Origin of the sequence: Binatus sp. (SeqCode), assembly GCF_049584895.1 — a bacterium.
In the GTDB taxonomy this organism is placed as follows: Bacteria; Desulfobacterota; Binatia; order Binatales; family Binataceae; genus Binatus.
Map to the genome: position 1 here is coordinate 96,333 of NZ_JBAUYR010000102.1, position 17,053 is coordinate 113,385.

Annotated in this window: 14 protein-coding genes; 5 read left to right on the forward strand and 9 right to left on the reverse strand. The window is 61.7% G+C overall.

Annotated features, from left to right (window positions below):
• Positions 1–139 precede the first annotated feature (139 nt).
• The 3 genes from WB650_RS18245 to WB650_RS18255 are packed head-to-tail and all read left to right on the forward strand — an operon-like array spanning position 140 to position 2,273.
• On the forward strand, positions 140–937 hold the full coding sequence (locus WB650_RS18245; protein WP_422305051.1) for a class I SAM-dependent methyltransferase: 798 nt from the start codon (positions 140–142) through the stop codon (positions 935–937).
• 8 nt (positions 938–945) lie between these two features.
• Positions 946–1,353 carry a hypothetical protein gene (locus WB650_RS18250; RefSeq protein ID WP_423961481.1) on the forward strand — a complete coding sequence of 136 codons (408 nt, stop codon included), beginning with the start codon at positions 946–948 and terminating at the stop codon, positions 1,351–1,353.
• A complete protein-coding gene (locus WB650_RS18255; protein ID WP_423961483.1) occupies positions 1,350–2,273 on the forward strand; it encodes a cobalamin-binding protein in 924 nt (307 codons plus the stop codon). The genes WB650_RS18250 and WB650_RS18255 overlap by 4 nt, the downstream gene beginning before the upstream one ends.
• 23 nt (positions 2,274–2,296) lie before the next feature.
• Here the strand turns inward: WB650_RS18255 and hydA are convergent, their stop codons facing one another.
• Genes hydA through WB650_RS18285 form a run of 6 tightly spaced genes read right to left on the reverse strand, consistent with a single transcriptional unit; the run spans position 2,297 to position 8,161 of the window.
• Complete coding sequence (gene hydA, locus WB650_RS18260) at positions 2,297–3,679, reverse strand: dihydropyrimidinase (RefSeq protein WP_423961485.1); 1,383 nt, start codon at positions 3,677–3,679, stop codon at positions 2,297–2,299.
• 15 nt (positions 3,680–3,694) lie between these two features.
• Positions 3,695–4,684, reverse strand: a complete 990-nt coding sequence (locus WB650_RS18265; RefSeq protein WP_423961487.1) for a metallophosphoesterase — start codon at positions 4,682–4,684, stop codon at positions 3,695–3,697.
• A gap of 13 nt (positions 4,685–4,697) precedes the next feature.
• The gene (locus WB650_RS18270) at positions 4,698–5,402 is read right to left on the reverse strand and encodes an HAD family hydrolase (protein ID WP_423961488.1); all 705 of its coding nucleotides are present in this window, start codon (positions 5,400–5,402) and stop codon (positions 4,698–4,700) included.
• A gap of 49 nt (positions 5,403–5,451) precedes the next feature.
• On the reverse strand, positions 5,452–6,267 hold the full coding sequence (locus WB650_RS18275; RefSeq protein ID WP_422301020.1) for a heme ABC transporter ATP-binding protein: 816 nt from the start codon (positions 6,265–6,267) through the stop codon (positions 5,452–5,454).
• A complete protein-coding gene (locus WB650_RS18280) occupies positions 6,264–7,301 on the reverse strand; it encodes a FecCD family ABC transporter permease (protein WP_422301019.1) in 1,038 nt (345 codons plus the stop codon). Before WB650_RS18280 ends, WB650_RS18275 begins: the two co-directional genes overlap by 4 nt.
• Entirely contained in the window at positions 7,298–8,161 is an 864-nt protein-coding gene (locus WB650_RS18285) for an ABC transporter substrate-binding protein (RefSeq protein ID WP_423961490.1), read from the reverse strand. The genes WB650_RS18280 and WB650_RS18285 overlap by 4 nt, the downstream gene beginning before the upstream one ends.
• A 104-nt stretch (positions 8,162–8,265) precedes the next feature.
• On the opposite strand from WB650_RS18285, the gene WB650_RS18290 reads away from it, so the two are divergent.
• Complete coding sequence (locus WB650_RS18290) at positions 8,266–10,089, forward strand: FAD-binding protein (protein ID WP_422301017.1); 1,824 nt, start codon at positions 8,266–8,268, stop codon at positions 10,087–10,089.
• A 10-nt stretch (positions 10,090–10,099) separates the two neighbouring features.
• Here the strand turns inward: WB650_RS18290 and WB650_RS18295 are convergent, their stop codons facing one another.
• The 3 genes from WB650_RS18295 to WB650_RS18305 all read right to left on the reverse strand — a co-directional run bounded on the left by WB650_RS18295 (position 10,100) and on the right by WB650_RS18305 (position 14,653).
• Positions 10,100–11,173 (reverse strand): class I SAM-dependent methyltransferase, encoded by a 1,074-nt coding sequence (locus tag WB650_RS18295; protein WP_422301016.1) that lies wholly within the window; start codon positions 11,171–11,173, stop codon positions 10,100–10,102.
• A 55-nt stretch (positions 11,174–11,228) separates the two neighbouring features.
• The gene (locus WB650_RS18300; protein WP_423961492.1) at positions 11,229–13,565 is read right to left on the reverse strand and encodes a DNA polymerase domain-containing protein; all 2,337 of its coding nucleotides are present in this window, start codon (positions 13,563–13,565) and stop codon (positions 11,229–11,231) included.
• A gap of 68 nt (positions 13,566–13,633) precedes the next feature.
• Positions 13,634–14,653 (reverse strand): sodium:calcium antiporter, encoded by a 1,020-nt coding sequence (locus WB650_RS18305; protein WP_422303093.1) that lies wholly within the window; start codon positions 14,651–14,653, stop codon positions 13,634–13,636.
• Between the two features lie 374 nt (positions 14,654–15,027).
• On the opposite strand from WB650_RS18305, the gene rpoD reads away from it, so the two are divergent.
• A complete protein-coding gene (rpoD, locus tag WB650_RS18310) occupies positions 15,028–16,827 on the forward strand; it encodes an RNA polymerase sigma factor RpoD (RefSeq protein ID WP_422303096.1) in 1,800 nt (599 codons plus the stop codon).
• The last annotated feature ends 226 nt before the right edge of the window (positions 16,828–17,053 follow it).

A 17,053-nucleotide genomic window follows, 5' to 3' on the forward strand; every position in this document is an offset into this window, starting at 1 on the left:
TCGCGCATATACTCACCAAACCCTCAGGATGACGATCGCGATTGCGAGTGCTCATCCGCCACAGCACGGTTTCTTAGCGGACGAGATTTTCCTCGTCCGTTTTTTTTCACGCGCGATTGCGCGGGAGGGTGAAAAAGAAATGCCGCCGCAAATTCGTGAGTCTGAAGTTGCCGAGCAATGGGATCGAAATGCCGACGTGTGGACTGACCAGGTTCGTAACCACTGGGACATCTTTCGCGAGCATTGGAACAATCCCGCCTTCCTCGAGTTCGCTGGCGACCTGCGCGACAAGACCGTGCTCGACGCGGGATGCGGCGAGGGTCACAACACGCGGATGTTCGCGCGCTGCGGCGCCCGCATGACCGGCGTCGATCTGTCGCCGAAGATGATCGAGTTCGCGCGCGCCGAGGAACTCCGCGAACCGTTGGAAATTCACTACGAGCGTGCTTCATTTACCGACATGGCGAACTTCGGCGAAGATTCATTCGATGCGGTCATCTCGACGATGGCGTTGATGGACGGTCCTGATTTTCCGGGCGCGATCCGCGAATTCGCACGCGTGCTGCGCCCCGGCGGCACGCTCGCATACAGCATCCTGCATCCATGCTTCTCGACCAAAGGTTTCGGCTGGATTAGAGACGACTCTGGGCGCGCCATCAAATTCACTGTCGCGGACTATTTTAACGACGAAGTCTGGATCGATCGTTGGAAGTTCGGTCATGCGCCCAATGCCGTGCAGGTCGAGGAGTTCGCCATTCCGCGTTTTGATCGCAAACTGTCCGACTACATCAACCCTGTGACCGCGGCTGGTCTGCGGCTCGAGGAGATTCGCGAGCCGCGCGCGCCCGAGTCCGCGTGCGAATTGTATCCCGAGGCGTTCAGAAAATTTCGCGATCACATCGCGCTGTTCCTTTACGTTCGCGCCTCGAAGTCATGAAACAAAAAATGATTCGCGCTCTGATCGCAACTCTCGCTTGCATCACGCTCGCCGGATGCGGCGCGCAGGGCGAAGCGTATCAGCCACGGGCGACTCCCGCGTCGGAGGCCCTCATCTACGTCTACCGGCCTTACGGCCTTCTCAGTTCGCAGTCGAATCCGATGATCACCTGCGGCCACGAGAGCATTGAATTGGAGACCTCCGGCTTTTACGAATTCCTCGCCGACAGCGGGCCGGTCACCTGCGCGGCCGCCAGCGACAGTGCGGCGCAGTTAAAGTTTGACGCGCACGCCGGCGAGCAATACTTCATCAAGGAGGACGTCGCCTCCACCGGCCATGTACAATTCAAATTGATGGACGCCGACGTGGGTCGCGATCAAATCAAGGAATGCAGCCGTCAGGGAATCAAGCAGTGACTAAATCTCAGCGAATCGTGACCCTGCTACCGAGCGCGACTGAAATAGTTTGCGCGCTCGGCTTCGAAGATCAACTTGTCGGCCGTTCACACGAATGCGACTTCCCCCGCTCTGTCCTGCGCCTCCCAGCGTTGACGGAACCGAAATTCAACCCCGAAGGCACCAGCGCCGAGATCGATCAGCGAGTGAAAAAGATTGTGGGCGACGCGCTCTCAGTTTATCGCGTCGATGCGGTCAGGCTGCGCAAACTTCGCCCCGACGTGATCGTCACGCAATCGCAGTGCGAAGTATGCGCGGTCAGCGAGCGCGACGTGGAAGCCGCAGTGGCCGAATGGCTGGGCGCGCGGCCGAAGATCGTTTCGCTCGCGCCGTACAGCCTCGACGACATCTTTACCGACATGCAGCGCGTGGTGGATGCGCTCGACGCGCATTCGCGAGGGACCGAACTCGTCGAGCAGCTTCGCACGCGCCTCAAGAAGATTGCGGACAAGGCTCGTGATGCATCGGCTCGGCCCAGTGTCGCGACGATCGAATGGATCGATCCAATGATGGCAGCGGGAAACTGGATGCCGACGCTGGTTGAGATGGCGGGCGCGGTAAATCTTTTCGGTAAAGCCGGTGAGCATTCGCCGTGGATGAAATTTGAAGAGCTGGCCTCTAAAAATCCGGACGTGATTTTGATTTCGCCGTGCGGCTTCAACATGGATCGCGCCGCGCAAGACCTGCCCGCGTTGACCAATCATGCCGAGTGGAACGGGCTGAAGGCGGTGCGCGCGCATCGAGTCTTCATGGCCGACGGCAACCAGTACTTCAACCGTCCCGGCCCTCGAATCGCCGAGTCGCTCGAAATCCTAGCCGAAATAACGCATCCCGAACTTTTCCACTTCGGCCACGAAGGCCGGGGCTGGCGCCGACTGTAACCGCGGCTTTTTTTCGAGATCCGCTATTGGCTTCGCCAGCCGGGGGAGAACCGCTCGCGCGCTACGAACTCGCCGCGTCCGGCGGGCGCATCGACTTTGCGATCGGTTACGATTGGCACGCCGCGCGAGATTGTCATCTTCGGCCAGCCGGTAACTTCGAATCCTTCGAACGGGTCGTAGTCGGCGCGCGAATGCATCTCGCATGCTTTCACGATGACCTTGCGGTTCGGTTCGAAGATCACGAGGTCGGCGTCGGCGCCTTCGACGATAGCGCCCTTGCGCGGATACATTCCGAAAATTTTCGCGGGGTTGGTCGCCGTCAGATCGACCCATCGCGAAATCGAGAGACGGCCCTTCGCGACGCCTTCCGAATAGAGCATCGGCACCAGAGTCTCGAGATTGGACATCCCGGGCGGCATCCGCGTGAAGCGATCGGCGGAAATTTTGCGCTCGAGCGTCCAACTGCAGTGGTCGGTCGCGACGACATCAACGGTGCCGTCCGCGAGCGCTGCCCAAAGCGCATCGCGATGTTCGGCGCTGCGCAGCGGAGGATATCCGACATACTTCGCGCCGTTCGGCTCGAGAAAGCGCTCTTCCGTCAGGTAGAGATAGATCGGCCGCGTCTCGGCCAGAACCGTGCGGCCGGATACGCGCGCTCGACGCACTTCGTCGATAGCTTCGCGGCTCGAGAGATGTACGAAGTAAGCGGGAGCGCCTGACAGCTCGGTCATCGCGAGCGCGCGTCTCACCGCCGCGGCTTCGGACAGCGGGGGACGGCTCGCGGCGAAATGCGTCACGTCATGCTTGCCGGCGGCGAGCAGGCGCTCGGTGCAAAATCCGATCAGGTGCTCGTCCTCGGCGTGAATCGCGAGCAGTGCGCCGCAGTCTCCTGCCACCTTGAACGCACGCAGGTAGTCGCGCGCGCGAGCCTCGAAACCCAGCATCATGAAAATCTTGATGCTGGTGACGCCGCGATCGACGGCGCGCGGAATCTCGGCGATCGCCTCCGGCGACGGATCGAGCAGCGCAACATGAAAGCTGTAGTCGATGATCGAGCGATCTCGCGCTTTCGAGTGCCATTTTTCGATCGCGTTGACGAGCGAGCCGCCATTCGCCTGGAAGGCGTAGTCGACGATAGTCGTCACTCCGCCAGCCGCGGCGGCAGCAGTGCCCGATTCGAAGTCGTCGATGGTGTGCATCGAGAACATCTCGGCGTCGAGATGAGTATGCGGATCGACAGCGCCCGGAATGAGAAGCATCCCAAGCGCGTCGATCGTGCGTTGCGCGGTTTCGAGCGCGCCGGGTGACGCGATGCTCGCGATTTTACCCGCGACGACGCCAACGTCGGCAAGAGCGACGCGCGATGGAGTTACCACGGTTGCGCCGACGATCGCGAGATCGAGCATCGCGGCGACTCTTGGCTAGACGTGCTTTCGACGCGAGCGACGAGTGACGGGACGCAGGCTCCGACGGCGGCGAACGCGCTTCAGCGGATGCAGTTTCGCGGTCGGCTTTTCGGCAAGGGTTGCTTCCACCAGAGGGGTCAGCGAGAAGCGCGATACCTCAGGCGGGCAGTTGATGCGGATTCTCAACCAAAACGTGCCCAAGCCGCGATTGGTATAAATGTAGAAATCTTCGTAGCGGTTCAGACCCGAGTAGAATTCCTTGCCGATGCGCAAAATCGACTTGAGTGGGGATCCATAAAACGGAATTCGGACGACTCCCCCATGCGTGTGGCCGGAGAGCATCACGCCCGGCCTCAGGTGCCGCGTGTAGAGAGCGGTGTCCGGATTGTGCGCGAGGACTATCGTGCAGTCATCGCTGTTGACATCGCCAAACGCACGCGCAGGCTCGGCGCGGCGCGACCAAAGATCGTCGATGCCGACGACCATGAATTTCTCGTTGCGCAGGAAGAGTCGGCGGCTGTCGTTGGCCAGCACATCGGCGCCAGCGCGTTTGAGCGCGTCGGTGATCCGCTCGGCCGATGACCAATGATCGTGATTACCGAGAATCGCGAACAGGCCGGACTTCGGGCGCAGATTTTTGAGAGCATCGCGAAACGCACCGAGATAGCGATGCATCGTGTCAGGCCCGGAAAAATAATCACCGGTAAGAAAGATTAGGTCGGGCTGTTGCTGGTTGATCGCTTCGACCGCTGAAGTCAAACGCGCGAGATCTTCGTCGCGATCGACGTGAAAATCGCTTATCTGACACGCGACTAGCCCGCGCAGAGCCTCGGGCAATCCGCGCACCGGCAAGTCCAGCGCCGACACCTGAATTTCATCGATCGTCTTGCGCCACATGCGGTGCAGCGGGCGCAACGCCAGCGGTGGCTTACCCTTCGCCCGGCCAGAATTGGCAGCAACCGGCTGGTGCACAGGCAAGTCGTCGATTAGTTCGGCGGTAGACATCGGAATATCGATACTAGAATACTTCGACCAGGCGGCGAAAGGAGGTAAGTTCTATAATCCTGTCGCCGGCGTCATTGATTTCTTCGTGCTCGAGCTCCCACGTATGCGGATGCGGAATGAAAACGGCGCGCAGACCCGCGGCGACCGCGGGGTTGATGTCGGAGCGCGGACTGTTACCGATCATATACGTCAGCGACGGATCGAGGTCGGCGTCGCGCACCAGGCGGCGATAAGCGTCGACGTCCTTCTCGCGCGGCGTCTCGACGCGATCGAACAATGGGGCGAGACCGGAGCGCGCGAGCTTTTGCAATTGTTCGTCGCGCTGGCCCTTCGTGAACATGAGAAGGCGGTGCCGCTGCGACAGTTGCTGCAGCGTGGGCTCGACGTCGGGCAGCAACGCGCAGTCGCGTTCGAGCAGATGCGCGCCGATTCGCTCGATCTCGTCGCGCAAGCCGTCGTGACCCGCGGGCGCGAGCTCAGCAGCCGCCTGATGCAGCGCCATCAGGTACGGGCGGCGCCCGTAGCCGTGCGTTTTGATCAGCCGGATTTCGGCGCGTCGCACCGCGGCGTGAATCTCGACGCGCGACAGGCCAAGGCCCGCATCGCTCACAGCCGCAGCGAAGTTATCGAACGCCTCGAGAAAATGAATATTCGAATCCCAGAGCGTATCGTCGGCGTCGAAGATGAGATTCAGAGGCTCAGTCGCAGAAGAAGGCATCTATATAGAGAGTACCGGCGCGCGCTCGAGCGGGCAATTGCGCGCGAGGCTACGCGCGAGAATTAGGAAGTGCGGCTGGCAGTACAATGAGCGCGCCGGTCGACGGATTGCGGCCAACGTACACGTCGGTCTCGTAGACGCGGCGCAGGTTCTCCGCAGTCAGAACTTCGGCGGGAGTTCCGTAGGCGACCGCAGCGCCATCGGCCAGAAGCAGCACGCGATCCGCATAGAGCGCGGCGGCGTTGAGATCGTGGAGCGTCGCGACAACCGCCATGCCTCGCTCGGCGCACAGCTCGCGAAATCGCGCGAAGATTTCAGCGACGTGCTTGAGGTCGAGGAACGCGGTCGGCTCGTCAAGCAGCGCGATCTTCGGTTCCTGCGCGAGCGCGCGAGCGAGGAACGCTCGCTTGCGCTCGCCGCCAGACAGTTCCTGGATGTGACGGGCGGCGAGATGCCGCAGGTCGAAGCGCTCCAGCGCGGCTGATGCGATCTCCAAATCGTGCGGACTCTCGAAGCGGAATGCCCCGAGATGCGGCGCGCGTCCCATCAGCACGATCTCGAGCACGGTGAAGCGAAACGCTACCGCGTTTTCCTGGCCGACCGACGCGACCGTGCGCGCGAATTCGCGGCGCTCGATCGAATCGAGCGGGCGGCCGAATAGCTCGACGCTTCCCGCTGCCGGCGTAATAGATCCGCCGAGGACCTTCAGCAACGTGGACTTGCCGGCGCCATTCGGACCCACGATCGCGAGCATCTCGCCGGCCGCCACTTCGATCGAAACGCCGTGCAACACAGGCACTCCCGGGTATCCCGCGTGAATTGCGCTCGCACGCATCGCGAGGGTGTCGCGCGACGTCGTCGTCATAGCGAGAACGGTCTCCGCCCTTCGCGGCGCAGCATATAGATGAAGAAGGGGCCGCCGCAGAGCGCGGTGATTGCACCGACGGGAATTTCGGACGGCGCGATTGCGACGCGAGCGATCAAATCGGCAGCAACCATGAATGCGGCACCGCCGATCAGCGACGCGGGCAGCAGGAGCCGATGATCGGCGCCGAACATCAATCGCAGAGTATGCGGCACGATCAGCCCGACGAACGAAATAATTCCACTGACAGAAACTGCGGCGCCGATCATGACCGAGGTCGCGACAAAGATGGTGCGCCGAAGACGGTCCACGTCGACGCCGAGTTCGGCCGCCGATTCGTCGCCGAGACTGAGCAAGTTGAGATCGCGCGCGCGATACATCAGGACCCCGAAGCCCGCGAGTCCCAGACCCGCGACCATCGCAGCCTCGCCATAGGTCGGCGCCTCGAGGCTGCCCATCAGCCAGAAGAGGATGCTGTGCGCGTAGTAGAAGTTGACGACGCTGTTCACGAGCATGATCGCCGCGCCCCAGAACGCATTGAAGATGACGCCGACCAGCAGCAGCGTGAACGGCTCGAGCTGGCCGTCAACCATCGCGAGCCGATAAACGGCAACTGTCGACAGGAGAGCCGCGCCGAATGCGCACAGCGGGACGGTCGCTTCGCCGCCGCCGATTTTCGCCGACAGCACGAGCGCGAGAATCGCGCCGAGCGCGCCCCCGCCTGAGATTCCGAGGATGCCGCCCTCGGCGAGCGGATTCCTCACGAGGGCTTGCAGAGCCGTTCCCACCGCGGCCAGCATCGCGCCAACGATCACACCCATCAGCACGCGCGGCAATCGGGCCGCGAAAAAGATCGCGTGATCGGGGCTGTCGGGATCGGAAAGCGCGCGCGCGAGGCTGATATGCGCGGTGCCAAACAACAAGCCCGCAATCGCGCAAACGACGAGCAGAATTATGAGCGCGCCGAGGACCGAGAGCAGCCGCGCGCGCGTCAGATGCGCGGCGGGAGCAGGGTTGCTCGCGGGCGCGTTCACTTGTCGGCACCGACTGTCTCGCGATCCCAGGCCTCCGGATGAATTTTGCGCGCGATTATCTCCAACGACTGCCCCACGCGCGGGCCTGCGTGCAGCATCGGATCTTCCGCGTAGCCGTAGACGCGATGATCGCGCACCGCGGGAATGGTCGGATATTTTTCCCAGAAGCTGCTCGACGACGACTGATCCGTGCCCATCGCGCCGTCGAGGACAACTTCGGGACGCATCGCGATCACGAACTCCATGCTGAGATGCGGCCACTGCTGGCCTACGGCATCGGCGATGTTCTCGGCGCGCGCGATGCGCATGAGCTCGTCGAGGTAAGTGCCCGGGCCAACAGCGACGACCGGCTGATGACCGACGAGCATCAACGCGCGCAGCGGCTTTGCGTTCGCGAGACGTTCCTGGATCGCGGCGATTTGCGACTGAATCTGTGCGACGAGCCGATGAGCGTCGTCCTGGCGGTCGATCCGCGCACCCACTTTTTCGATACTGGTTTCGATTTGTTGCACCGAGTCGTCGCTGACGAGCAGCACCGGATAGCCCATCGAATTCAACGCGCGAATCTCGCGCACGTCCGAGGACAGTTCAAGCCCGACGACCAGCGTGGGGCGCAACGCAATGATCGCCTCGAGATTCGGCGTCAGAAAAGAACCGACGCGCGGCAAATCGCGCACCTGCGGCGGGTAGTCGCAATACTGCGAGACACCGACGACCTCGGGCCCCGCACCGAGCGCAAACAGAGTCTCAGTCACACTCGGCGCCAGCGACACGATTCGCATTTGCGCGGCCGCGTTCGCCGGCGAGGCCAGCGCGATTGCATACACGCAGAGCGCGGCGATGGCCGCAAGACGATACAAACCCACCTCGCGAAATTACCTGATCGTAGCAGCATGGGTAAGCCATGCTTTGTTGCATCCTCGCGGCGGCCTCAACTAGCCTCGTCGGGACAAGGAGTATCGCTGTGCTGAAGATTGCCGTTTGCATCAAGCAGATCCCGCTGATCGAGGAAGCCAACTTCGACGCTACCACCAAGACCATTAAACGCGACGGGCCCAACGTGATCAGTGCGTTCGACCTGCGCGCTATCTCGCTCGCCGTCGCGCTGAAAAACATTCACGGCGCGGAGACTACTGCCGTCACGATGGGACCGCCGCAGGCGCGCGGTGCACTGGTCGACGCGCTCGCGATGGGCATGGACCACGCGGTGCACCTGGAAGATCGCGCGTTCGCCGGTGCGGACACGCTCGCGACCGCGCGTGCGCTTGCGCTTTGGCTGAGGCGCGGAAACTTCGATCTCATCATGCTCGGCAAGTACTCGCTCGATGCGGAGACGGGGCAGGTCGGTCCCGAGATCGCGGAACTGATCGGCGCGGCCCAGATAACCGGCGCGCGAAAGTTGGAGATCGAAGGCCGCACGATCCGCGCCGAGCGCGAGAGCGACGAGGGTTTCGACGAGGTCGAGGCCGAGATGCCCGCGGTCATCACCTGCGCCGAGCGCGTCGCGCAGCCGGTCAAGGTCAAGCCGGGTGCTTCCGACGAGGCGGAGACCAAGCCAATCCAGATAGTGCGCGCGGCCGAGCTCAGCGGCGACGCGAAGGAATTCGGGCTCGCGGGTTCGCCGACCTGGGTGCAGGAAGTCCGCGTCGTCACGACGCCGAAGACTGAATGTAGATTGATCGACGCGCAGGATCCGGAACGCGCTGCGACCGAAGTCATGTCGGCGCTCGAAGGACTCGGCGCGCTCAAACCTCGCATGCACACTCGGCGTCAGATCGCGGCGGCGCGGCGCGCGAGCAAGCGCGATCGCGATGTGTGGATTATCTGCGAGACCGACCTCGAGGGGCGCATCACGCGCGGCACGCTCGAGCTGCTTTCACGCGGCGACGAACTCGCATCGAGGCTTGGCGGTGCCCTCGTCGCGGTGGGTTTCGACGCTGGCATCACGCGTCACGCGGGACTGCTTGCGAGTTTCGGCGCTGACCAGGTAATCGCGATCGATCATCCTGTGCTGAGTTCATACACGCCTGAGGCGGCAGCGGAAGCGGTTGCAAAGATCGTTTCGATGCACGCGCCGTGGGGGATTTTGATCGGCGCGACCGAGCGCGGGCGCGACTGGGGACCGCGGCTGGCTGCGCGGTTGCGACTAGGACTCACTGGCGACGCGATCGACATTGAGCTCGACGCTGAGAATCGGATGGTCGCGCTCAAGCCGGCGTTCGGTGGCAACATCGTCGCGCCGATTTACTCGAAAACGTTCCCGCAGATGGCGACGGTGCGGCCGGGCGTGCTCGAGCTCGCCGCGCCATCGGAGGCCAAGCAAGCCGAGGTTCAAACTGTGCGCGTCCAAGTGAGCCCGCCGAAGAGCCGTCTTATCAAGGCGCACTCGACGCTCGATCCCACGATTGTGCCGCTCGAAGGCGCTGAAGTTGTTGTCGGCATCGGCACCGGAGTCGGCGGACCGGAAGGCGTCGCGAAAGTCGCCGCGTTCGCTCGAGTGCTTGGCGCCGCGATGTGCGCGACGCGTCGCGTCACTGATCAGGGATGGGTGCCGCGGCAGTTGCAGGTCGGGCTGACCGGCAAATCCATCGATCCGCGATTGTATATTGCGGTTGGCGTGCGCGGCGCCCCCAATCACACCTGCGGTCTCAAGCGTGCGCAGACGGTAGTCGCTATCAACAACGACGCGGACGCGCTGATTTTCGAGCGCGCCAACATCGGACTCGTCGCCGATTGGCAAACTATGCTGCCGGCACTGCAGGACGCCTTTCAGCGACGCCTTCAGTGATCGGCTAAATCTAAGCGCGGATTTCGTAGAGCGCCGAAAACAAATCGTCGATCGGCAGCCGGCGAAAGTGCTTGAAACCCGCCGCCGCGACCAGCTCGCGCGCCTTCGCCTCGCCCATGCACGCGCCGATTCCCGCGCCGCCGTGCGCGAGCGACACCGTCATGCAGTACAGCGTGCTCATCGAGTACATCATGCGGCCCATCGGATTGATGTTGTCTTCGAGATTCGACGAGACGTTCACTTCGACCATCAGGTAAGTGCCGTCGGGCTTGAGCGCCGCGTGAATCGATTTCAGCAGCGCGTCCGGATCGACGGAATCGTGCACGACGTCGAAGGTCGAGATGAAATCGAACTGCGTTGCCGGTAGTTTCGTGCAATCGACCACCTCAAATTTGATTCGATCGCCGAGACCCGCAGCCTTGGCGTTTGCGCGTGCGCGCTCGAGCGAGCCGGAATGCGCGTCGAAGCCGAAGACTTTCGCCTTGGGAAATGCGGACGCGATCGCAATCGCCGCACGTCCGCTCCCACAGCCAACGTCCAACGACGAACCGCCTTCAGTAAGCTTCGCGACCACCTGTGGCATCGCGGGCAGCCATTTGCGAATCAACGAATGCCGGTACATCGAGGCTGACGAACGCTCCATCGCCTCCCACGTCTCCGGCGGATACTCGCTCTGCGAAACGCCGCGACCGTCCTTGAACGAGGCCATCACCTTCGGCGCGATCGACATTTGCGGAACGATCATTTCGATAAAGCCGCCGGCGAAGAATGGAGAGTCGTCGCGCGCCAGCACCATCGCATGCTCCGCCGGCATCGCGTAGGTCTTCGCGACGACGTCGTAATTCACGTATCCGGCAGCAGTCATCGCGCTCAGCCACTCACGCAGATACCGCTCGCTGAGTCCCGTCTTCTCCGCGAGCTGCGCGCTCGTGACGGCGCCCGCTGCGGCCAGCGCGCTGAAAATTCCGAGCCGGTCGCCGATATAGCTCAGCGCACCGAGCATCGCAGCGCCGATGTCGTTGGAAACCTGCTTCGAAAATTTCTTGATCTTGTCCCAATCGAGTTGCTGCTTTTCGTCGCCCATCGTTTTTCCTCCGGCGACTGAAGTATCGATCAACTCAGGCGTCCGCGCCTAGTGCTCAGACTTCGGGTTCTGCGATTGGTTCTTCGGGTTTGGCGGGCGGATTACCGAACAGCGAGAGTTGCGCGGGATTTTCGTCGGTCTCGACAACTGGCACGAACAGGCCGGAACGCTCGACGAAAATTCGAAACTTTTCGTACAGGTCGGCGAGCTTGAACTGGTAGTAGTCGACGTTTTCATCGGGATTTTGCGGATCGTACTCCGCCGCCATTTTCGCGAATGCGTTCACGCTGGCGGTCGCGCGGCGGCCGGTCACGTAGTACGAAATCTGATCGCCGGGAAGATATGGGCGCTCGGCTTTGAGCGCGAGTTCGTATGCGGCCGCGAGGTTGCGGCTGTTGTCGCCGATTTTGCTTCGATACGTATCAAGCGAATCCTGTAGCGTCTCGGTCTTCATCAGGTCGGCGATTCCGATTTCATGGCGAGCGAGCCGTCCGCGATATTCGTCGTGGAGTTTCGGAATTTCATCGCGCCGATCCTCGAGCAACAGGCGAAACATCTGCTCCATGAAGCGGCGCTGGAAGCGTTCGAGTCCCCGCGATCGAAGCCCTGAGCCGCGAATCGTCATCTTTCCCGCGTCATCCTGCAGCACGTAATTTTTCATCTTGTAGGAGAACATGGCGGCGTATTTGCCGTCGATCTCAAGCCGGATGCCTTCGGGCATGATCGATCCGACCTGCTCCAGGAGCCGCTCTGCGGCCTTCTCATCCGACGCATCCGAAGGCGGCACGAAATAGATGCCGTCAGTATCGACCTCGATAACCTGTGCGCCGCGTTGTTCGAGTTCGGCGACGGCGCGCTGAATCAGATCGCGACCGCGTTTCGTCAACGCATTCGCCTCGCCGAAGTCGTTGAAGTGCCCGAGCGAAAATCCGAGATAGCCGTAAAATGAATTGATGAGAATTTTGAACGTGAGTTGTAGCGCGTCGGCGTTGCGGCGCTCGGTGCCCGTGAGCTCACGCGCGAGCGCTTTGGCCTGCACGCGGAAGCTGCGCAGATCGCCGAGTAGCTTGAGGAACACGCCGAGACGATCCGCGGCTGGCGCATGCCGATATTGCAGCATCAACGACGGATACAGCGACGTGACGTCGCAATGCAGGACGCCGTGCGCGACGCCGCTTCGTCGCATCTCGGTGTAGCCGCCTGCGACAGGCGCGGGCTCCGACGGCTGCGGGATCGAATGCCCCGCGGCGAGATACGCGCGCATCATGAGCGCGTCGATCTTGGTCGCGTTCCCGCGCAGCACCGCGCTCTGATACGAGTACGGGAATATCTGCGCCTGCACGAAGTAGCTGGGGGAGAGCGTCTCCGCGAGTGCGCGCGTCTCACGAGCATCGTCGAGCGCGTACTCGTAAAGCTTCTCGGGCTCGTGCTCGAAGTAGTAACTGATCTTCGACGCGTCGATATAAACGCGATCTTTGCGCGCCAGTCCGAAGTGTTGCGCGAGCTGCTTCAGTCCCAGGCTCTCGAGCTCGCGACTCGAAATGTCGTAGTGCTGCGCAAGAATCCACGTATCGATGATGTTGCGGCCGGGGATGTCGTAGCGGCGGTAAGCGATCGAGCGTTCGGCGATTTGCATGCGCGACGGACGCGCACGAAGTTCGCCCCCATCACGTCCCAGCTTGAGCGCCACCCGATGCCGCCGCGCGCGGGCCTCGAGATACTCGAGATCGAAGCGAAACAGGTTGTGGCCTTCGACGACGTCGGGATCGCGCTCCTGGATAATGCGCACCATCTCCTCGAGCATCGCGCGCTCGTCCATCTCGGTGCCCTTGAGCAGCAGCTCGAAACCGGTCGAGTCGGTCAGCGAGATCGCGATAACGCGGTCGCCCTCGCGCGCCGCCGACGGAAACTCAAAGCCCGGAGATATGTAGGTCTCGATATCAAGCTGGAGACGGCGCAGCTCAGCAAAATCCATCCCGATGAAAAATGTGGTCCCGGTCAGCATCAGATGCTGATCAACCGGATCGGCGAGCACGAGATACGGCGCGTCGGGCGCATTGGGCGCCTGCCCGGTGAGGTTCCTAAGATGGCGCCGAGCGGCTTCCAGAGCGTCCAGCGAGTTGAAGGTGACAAGAATCTTGTACCGGAAATCGCCGTCGAGTACGCGCGTTTCATGCAGCGCCTTGAAGCCTTCGAGCATCGACAGATTCTCGACCAGTGCGAAGAGCCGAATCGGACGGCGCTCGCGCGTGAGCTTGCCCGAGCGACGCTGGTACACGTCGAGCTCGGTTTTCGACGCTACCTCGACTGCGACGACGCCCGGGTCGGCCGGATCGCCGAACAGCAATCGGTTACTGTAAAACTGCGCCGAAATTTCCTGGTAGGTTGTCATCTACGATCCGCGTCTTTCGATTGTGCACCCGCGCGGTCGGGTCGGACAACGCGTATTCGCAAATAGATTCAGAGCGCGCCGAGGTATCCGAGGCCGATTAGAAAGATCGCGTACGCCGCGCCGCCGATCATCAGTGTCGGCGTGCCGAGTTCCGAGTCGCGCAAATTGATGAACAGAATCACGACAGACGCGAGCGCGACCGATCCCGCGAGCAGTTCGGGACTCGTCAGATGCCACGGTGAATACGCGAGCCCCAACGCGACCGGGATGCACGACTGGAAAACCATCGCGCCGGTGATGTTGGCGAGCGCAAGGTGATCCTTGCCCTGACGAATCCAGACGACGGAGTTGTACTTCTCCGGCAGTTCGGTCGCGAGCGGGCTCAAAATGAGCGAGAGCACGCCGGGGTTAAGATGCGCGTGCGCTGAGAACACGATTATCTGATCGACGAACTCGATTGCGCCGAGCAGTATCGCGAGCACGCCGACGATTACCTGCGCCGCTATCGCCCATCCGCGAGGCTCGAGCGAATTTCCGCCGAAGATCGATTCGAAATAGAGTCCGTGATCGACCTCGGCGCCGGCCGCACGCTTGAGGCGTAGCATCACGACCGAGTAGCTTGCGTACACAATCAACAGTGCGATCGCGAGCACGTGGCGAACCACCGGACCCAGGTTGATAGTGCCGGCGATTATCAGGCACAAAAAAACCGGGAAGAAGAATGCGAGGTCCCGACGCGCGTCCTCGCGCACCACTCTCAGCGCGATACGTCCGCGACGTTTGCGAAACACGAGCGCCGCGCTGCCCATCACGAACAGCGCGACGGTTGACAGCATCAGGGGTGCCCCGACAATCGCGCCGAGTCCGACCGCGGTGTGCGCGGCGGCGGTATCGCGCCCGGTCAGCAGCGCGACGGCCGGGATGAACGTCTCTGGCAGCGCCGTTCCGACTGCGGCGAACAGGCTGCCGACCGCGGCCTCAGCGACGTGCAATCGATGCCCGGCCCATTCGACGCCATTGGTAAAAAGTTCCGATCCTACGAGGATTATCGCGAAGCTGAATGCCAGGATTATCGCGTGGATTGCCAAGATTCAGCTCGAGGGAGAGGAGCAGCGTTCGAGAATAGAGAGGCCGGTTCGCGATTTCCAGTGAAAAACCGAAAAAGTGGAAAAGATCTTTGCGATACAGCCAAACCTTCAAACGATGCGTATAATATCTATAGCGGTGACCGACGAGAATGCGATTTCGCGGCAAGACCGCAGGCAGAACGCGACAGAGCTTCAATGTCAGCATGGGGGAGGGCGATTGTTTGGTTGACTCCGCCGCCGGCGATCTTTAAATTTGATCTTTGGTGTCGCTTGGCTTGCCTTTGTATTCTCGTCTGTATAAATGAGGCTACCTGATTCCGGGCTCGCGGTCGCAACGACGGCCGCATTGCGCTCGCATTTTTTAAGATCGCGCTATCGGCCAACGCCCGCGCACAACGGATGCAAAACGAATGAAGCAGAAGTACGAAGGTAAAGACCTGCAAGGTCTGGTCGATCTCGGGCGCGAGCAAGGCTACCTGACTTTCGAGCAGGTGAACGACTATCTGCCGCAGGATGTCGCTTCGCCGACCGACCTGCGCGCGGCGCTCGACAGCTTCGAGGACCTCGATATCAAGGTGCTCGAGGAAGTTCCGAGCGAGAGCGCCGACGAGGTCGAGGTCGAAACCAAGGAAGAGGCCGAAGAGGCGCCCGAAGCTCCGGCGCCCGCCGCCGATTCGCTTGGCGAGTCGTCGGACCCGGTTCGTCTGTATCTGAAGGAGATGGGCAACTTCCAGCTCCTGTCGCGGGAGCAGGAAGTCGAAATCGCCAAGCGCATCGAGGCCGGCGAGAACGAAGTCGAAGAGGAAGTGCTGGGCTCGCCGATCATGCTCGATTTCGTGATTCGCGTGGGCGAGCGGGTCGAGGCGGGCGAGGCTGACCTGCGCGACGTGTTCGAGGACGCGGCAGAAACTCCAGACGATCCTGACGAAGAGCGAGGTCCTGAAGCCGACGAACGCCAGCTCAAGAAACTCAGCCTTGCCACCAAAAAGCTGACCGACCTGCGCACCAAGATCGAAGCGATCGAGGCAGAGCTCCACAACAAGCCCGGTCCGCGCGTCAAACCCAAACTCGACAAGGACCTCTCGCGCTACTACGAGCGCGTGAAAAAAGAATTACGCGGAATGGGATTGTCGCGCCGCCTGATGGAAGCGGTGATAGCCGAGATGCGCGACTTCCTGCAGCAGTACCGAATCGCGCAGCACACCATCGCGAAATATGAAGAGGCTACAGGGCGCTCGCGCACTAACTTGCTCAAGGAAGCGGCTGAGGCCGAAGATCGTCGGCACGTGCTCAAGATTAATGACGTGCGGGAGAACCTGCTCGATATCGCAGCGCGGATTCGTTTGGCGCAGAAGACGATTCGCGAAGTCGAAAAGAAAGCGAAGGACGACGGCGAGGAATACGCGCGCAAGCTCGAGACTATCGCCGCCGGACAGGACAAGAGCCGCCGCGCAAAGAAGGAACTGACCGAGGCCAACCTGCGCCTCGTCGTCAGCCTCGCCAAGCGCTACACCAATCGCGGTCTCGGCTTTCTCGACCTGATTCAGGAAGGCAACATCGGCCTGATGCGCGCGGTCGACAAGTTCGAATATCAGCGCGGCTACAAGTTTTCGACCTACGCGACGTGGTGGATTCGCCAATCGATGTCGCGTGCGATTGCCGACCAGGGCCGCACCATCCGCATCCCGGTGCACATGGTCGAGACGATCAACAAGCTGCTGCGCGTGACGCGCCTCCTGGTGCAACGGCTCGGTCGCGAACCGGGACCTGAAGAAATCGCGGAGCAGATGGAGATGCCGCTGGACAAGGTCCAGAAGGTGCTCAAGATCGTCAAAGAACCTATCTCGCTCGAAACTCCTATCGGCGACGAAGAAGAAAGTTCGCTCGGAGATTTCGTCGAGGACGAGCTCGCGCCTTCGCCGGTCGAAGCTGCAATCCAGGGCAATCTCGGCGAGCAGACCCGCAAGGTGCTCGCGACGCTTACGCCGCGCGAGGAGCAAATCCTGCGCATGCGTTTCGGCATCGGGCAGAAGACCGACTACACTCTCGAGGAAGTCGGCAAGCAGTTCGCCGTCACCCGCGAGCGTATCCGCCAGATCGAGGCCAAGGCGCTCCGCAAGCTGCGCCAAACCGGCAGATCCCGCAGCCTCGAAGGCTTCCAGGAACGCGAGTAGCGCCCTCCAGCAGCGCAAGCCGCGCCTACGTCGGCCCTATGGTGATAGGGACAACCTCGATCTGGCATGGCACGTCATTTTTATCCAAAAAGCTGTTTGATTCGATAGCGGCCTGACTTGCAACACCCTTCACAACGTCCTCGATAACCCGCGACCTCGGACCATCTCTGAGACAATCCGACCTTGAAAACCGGGTGGTGGTTTGCGGCAACCGCCAAGGCCGGAG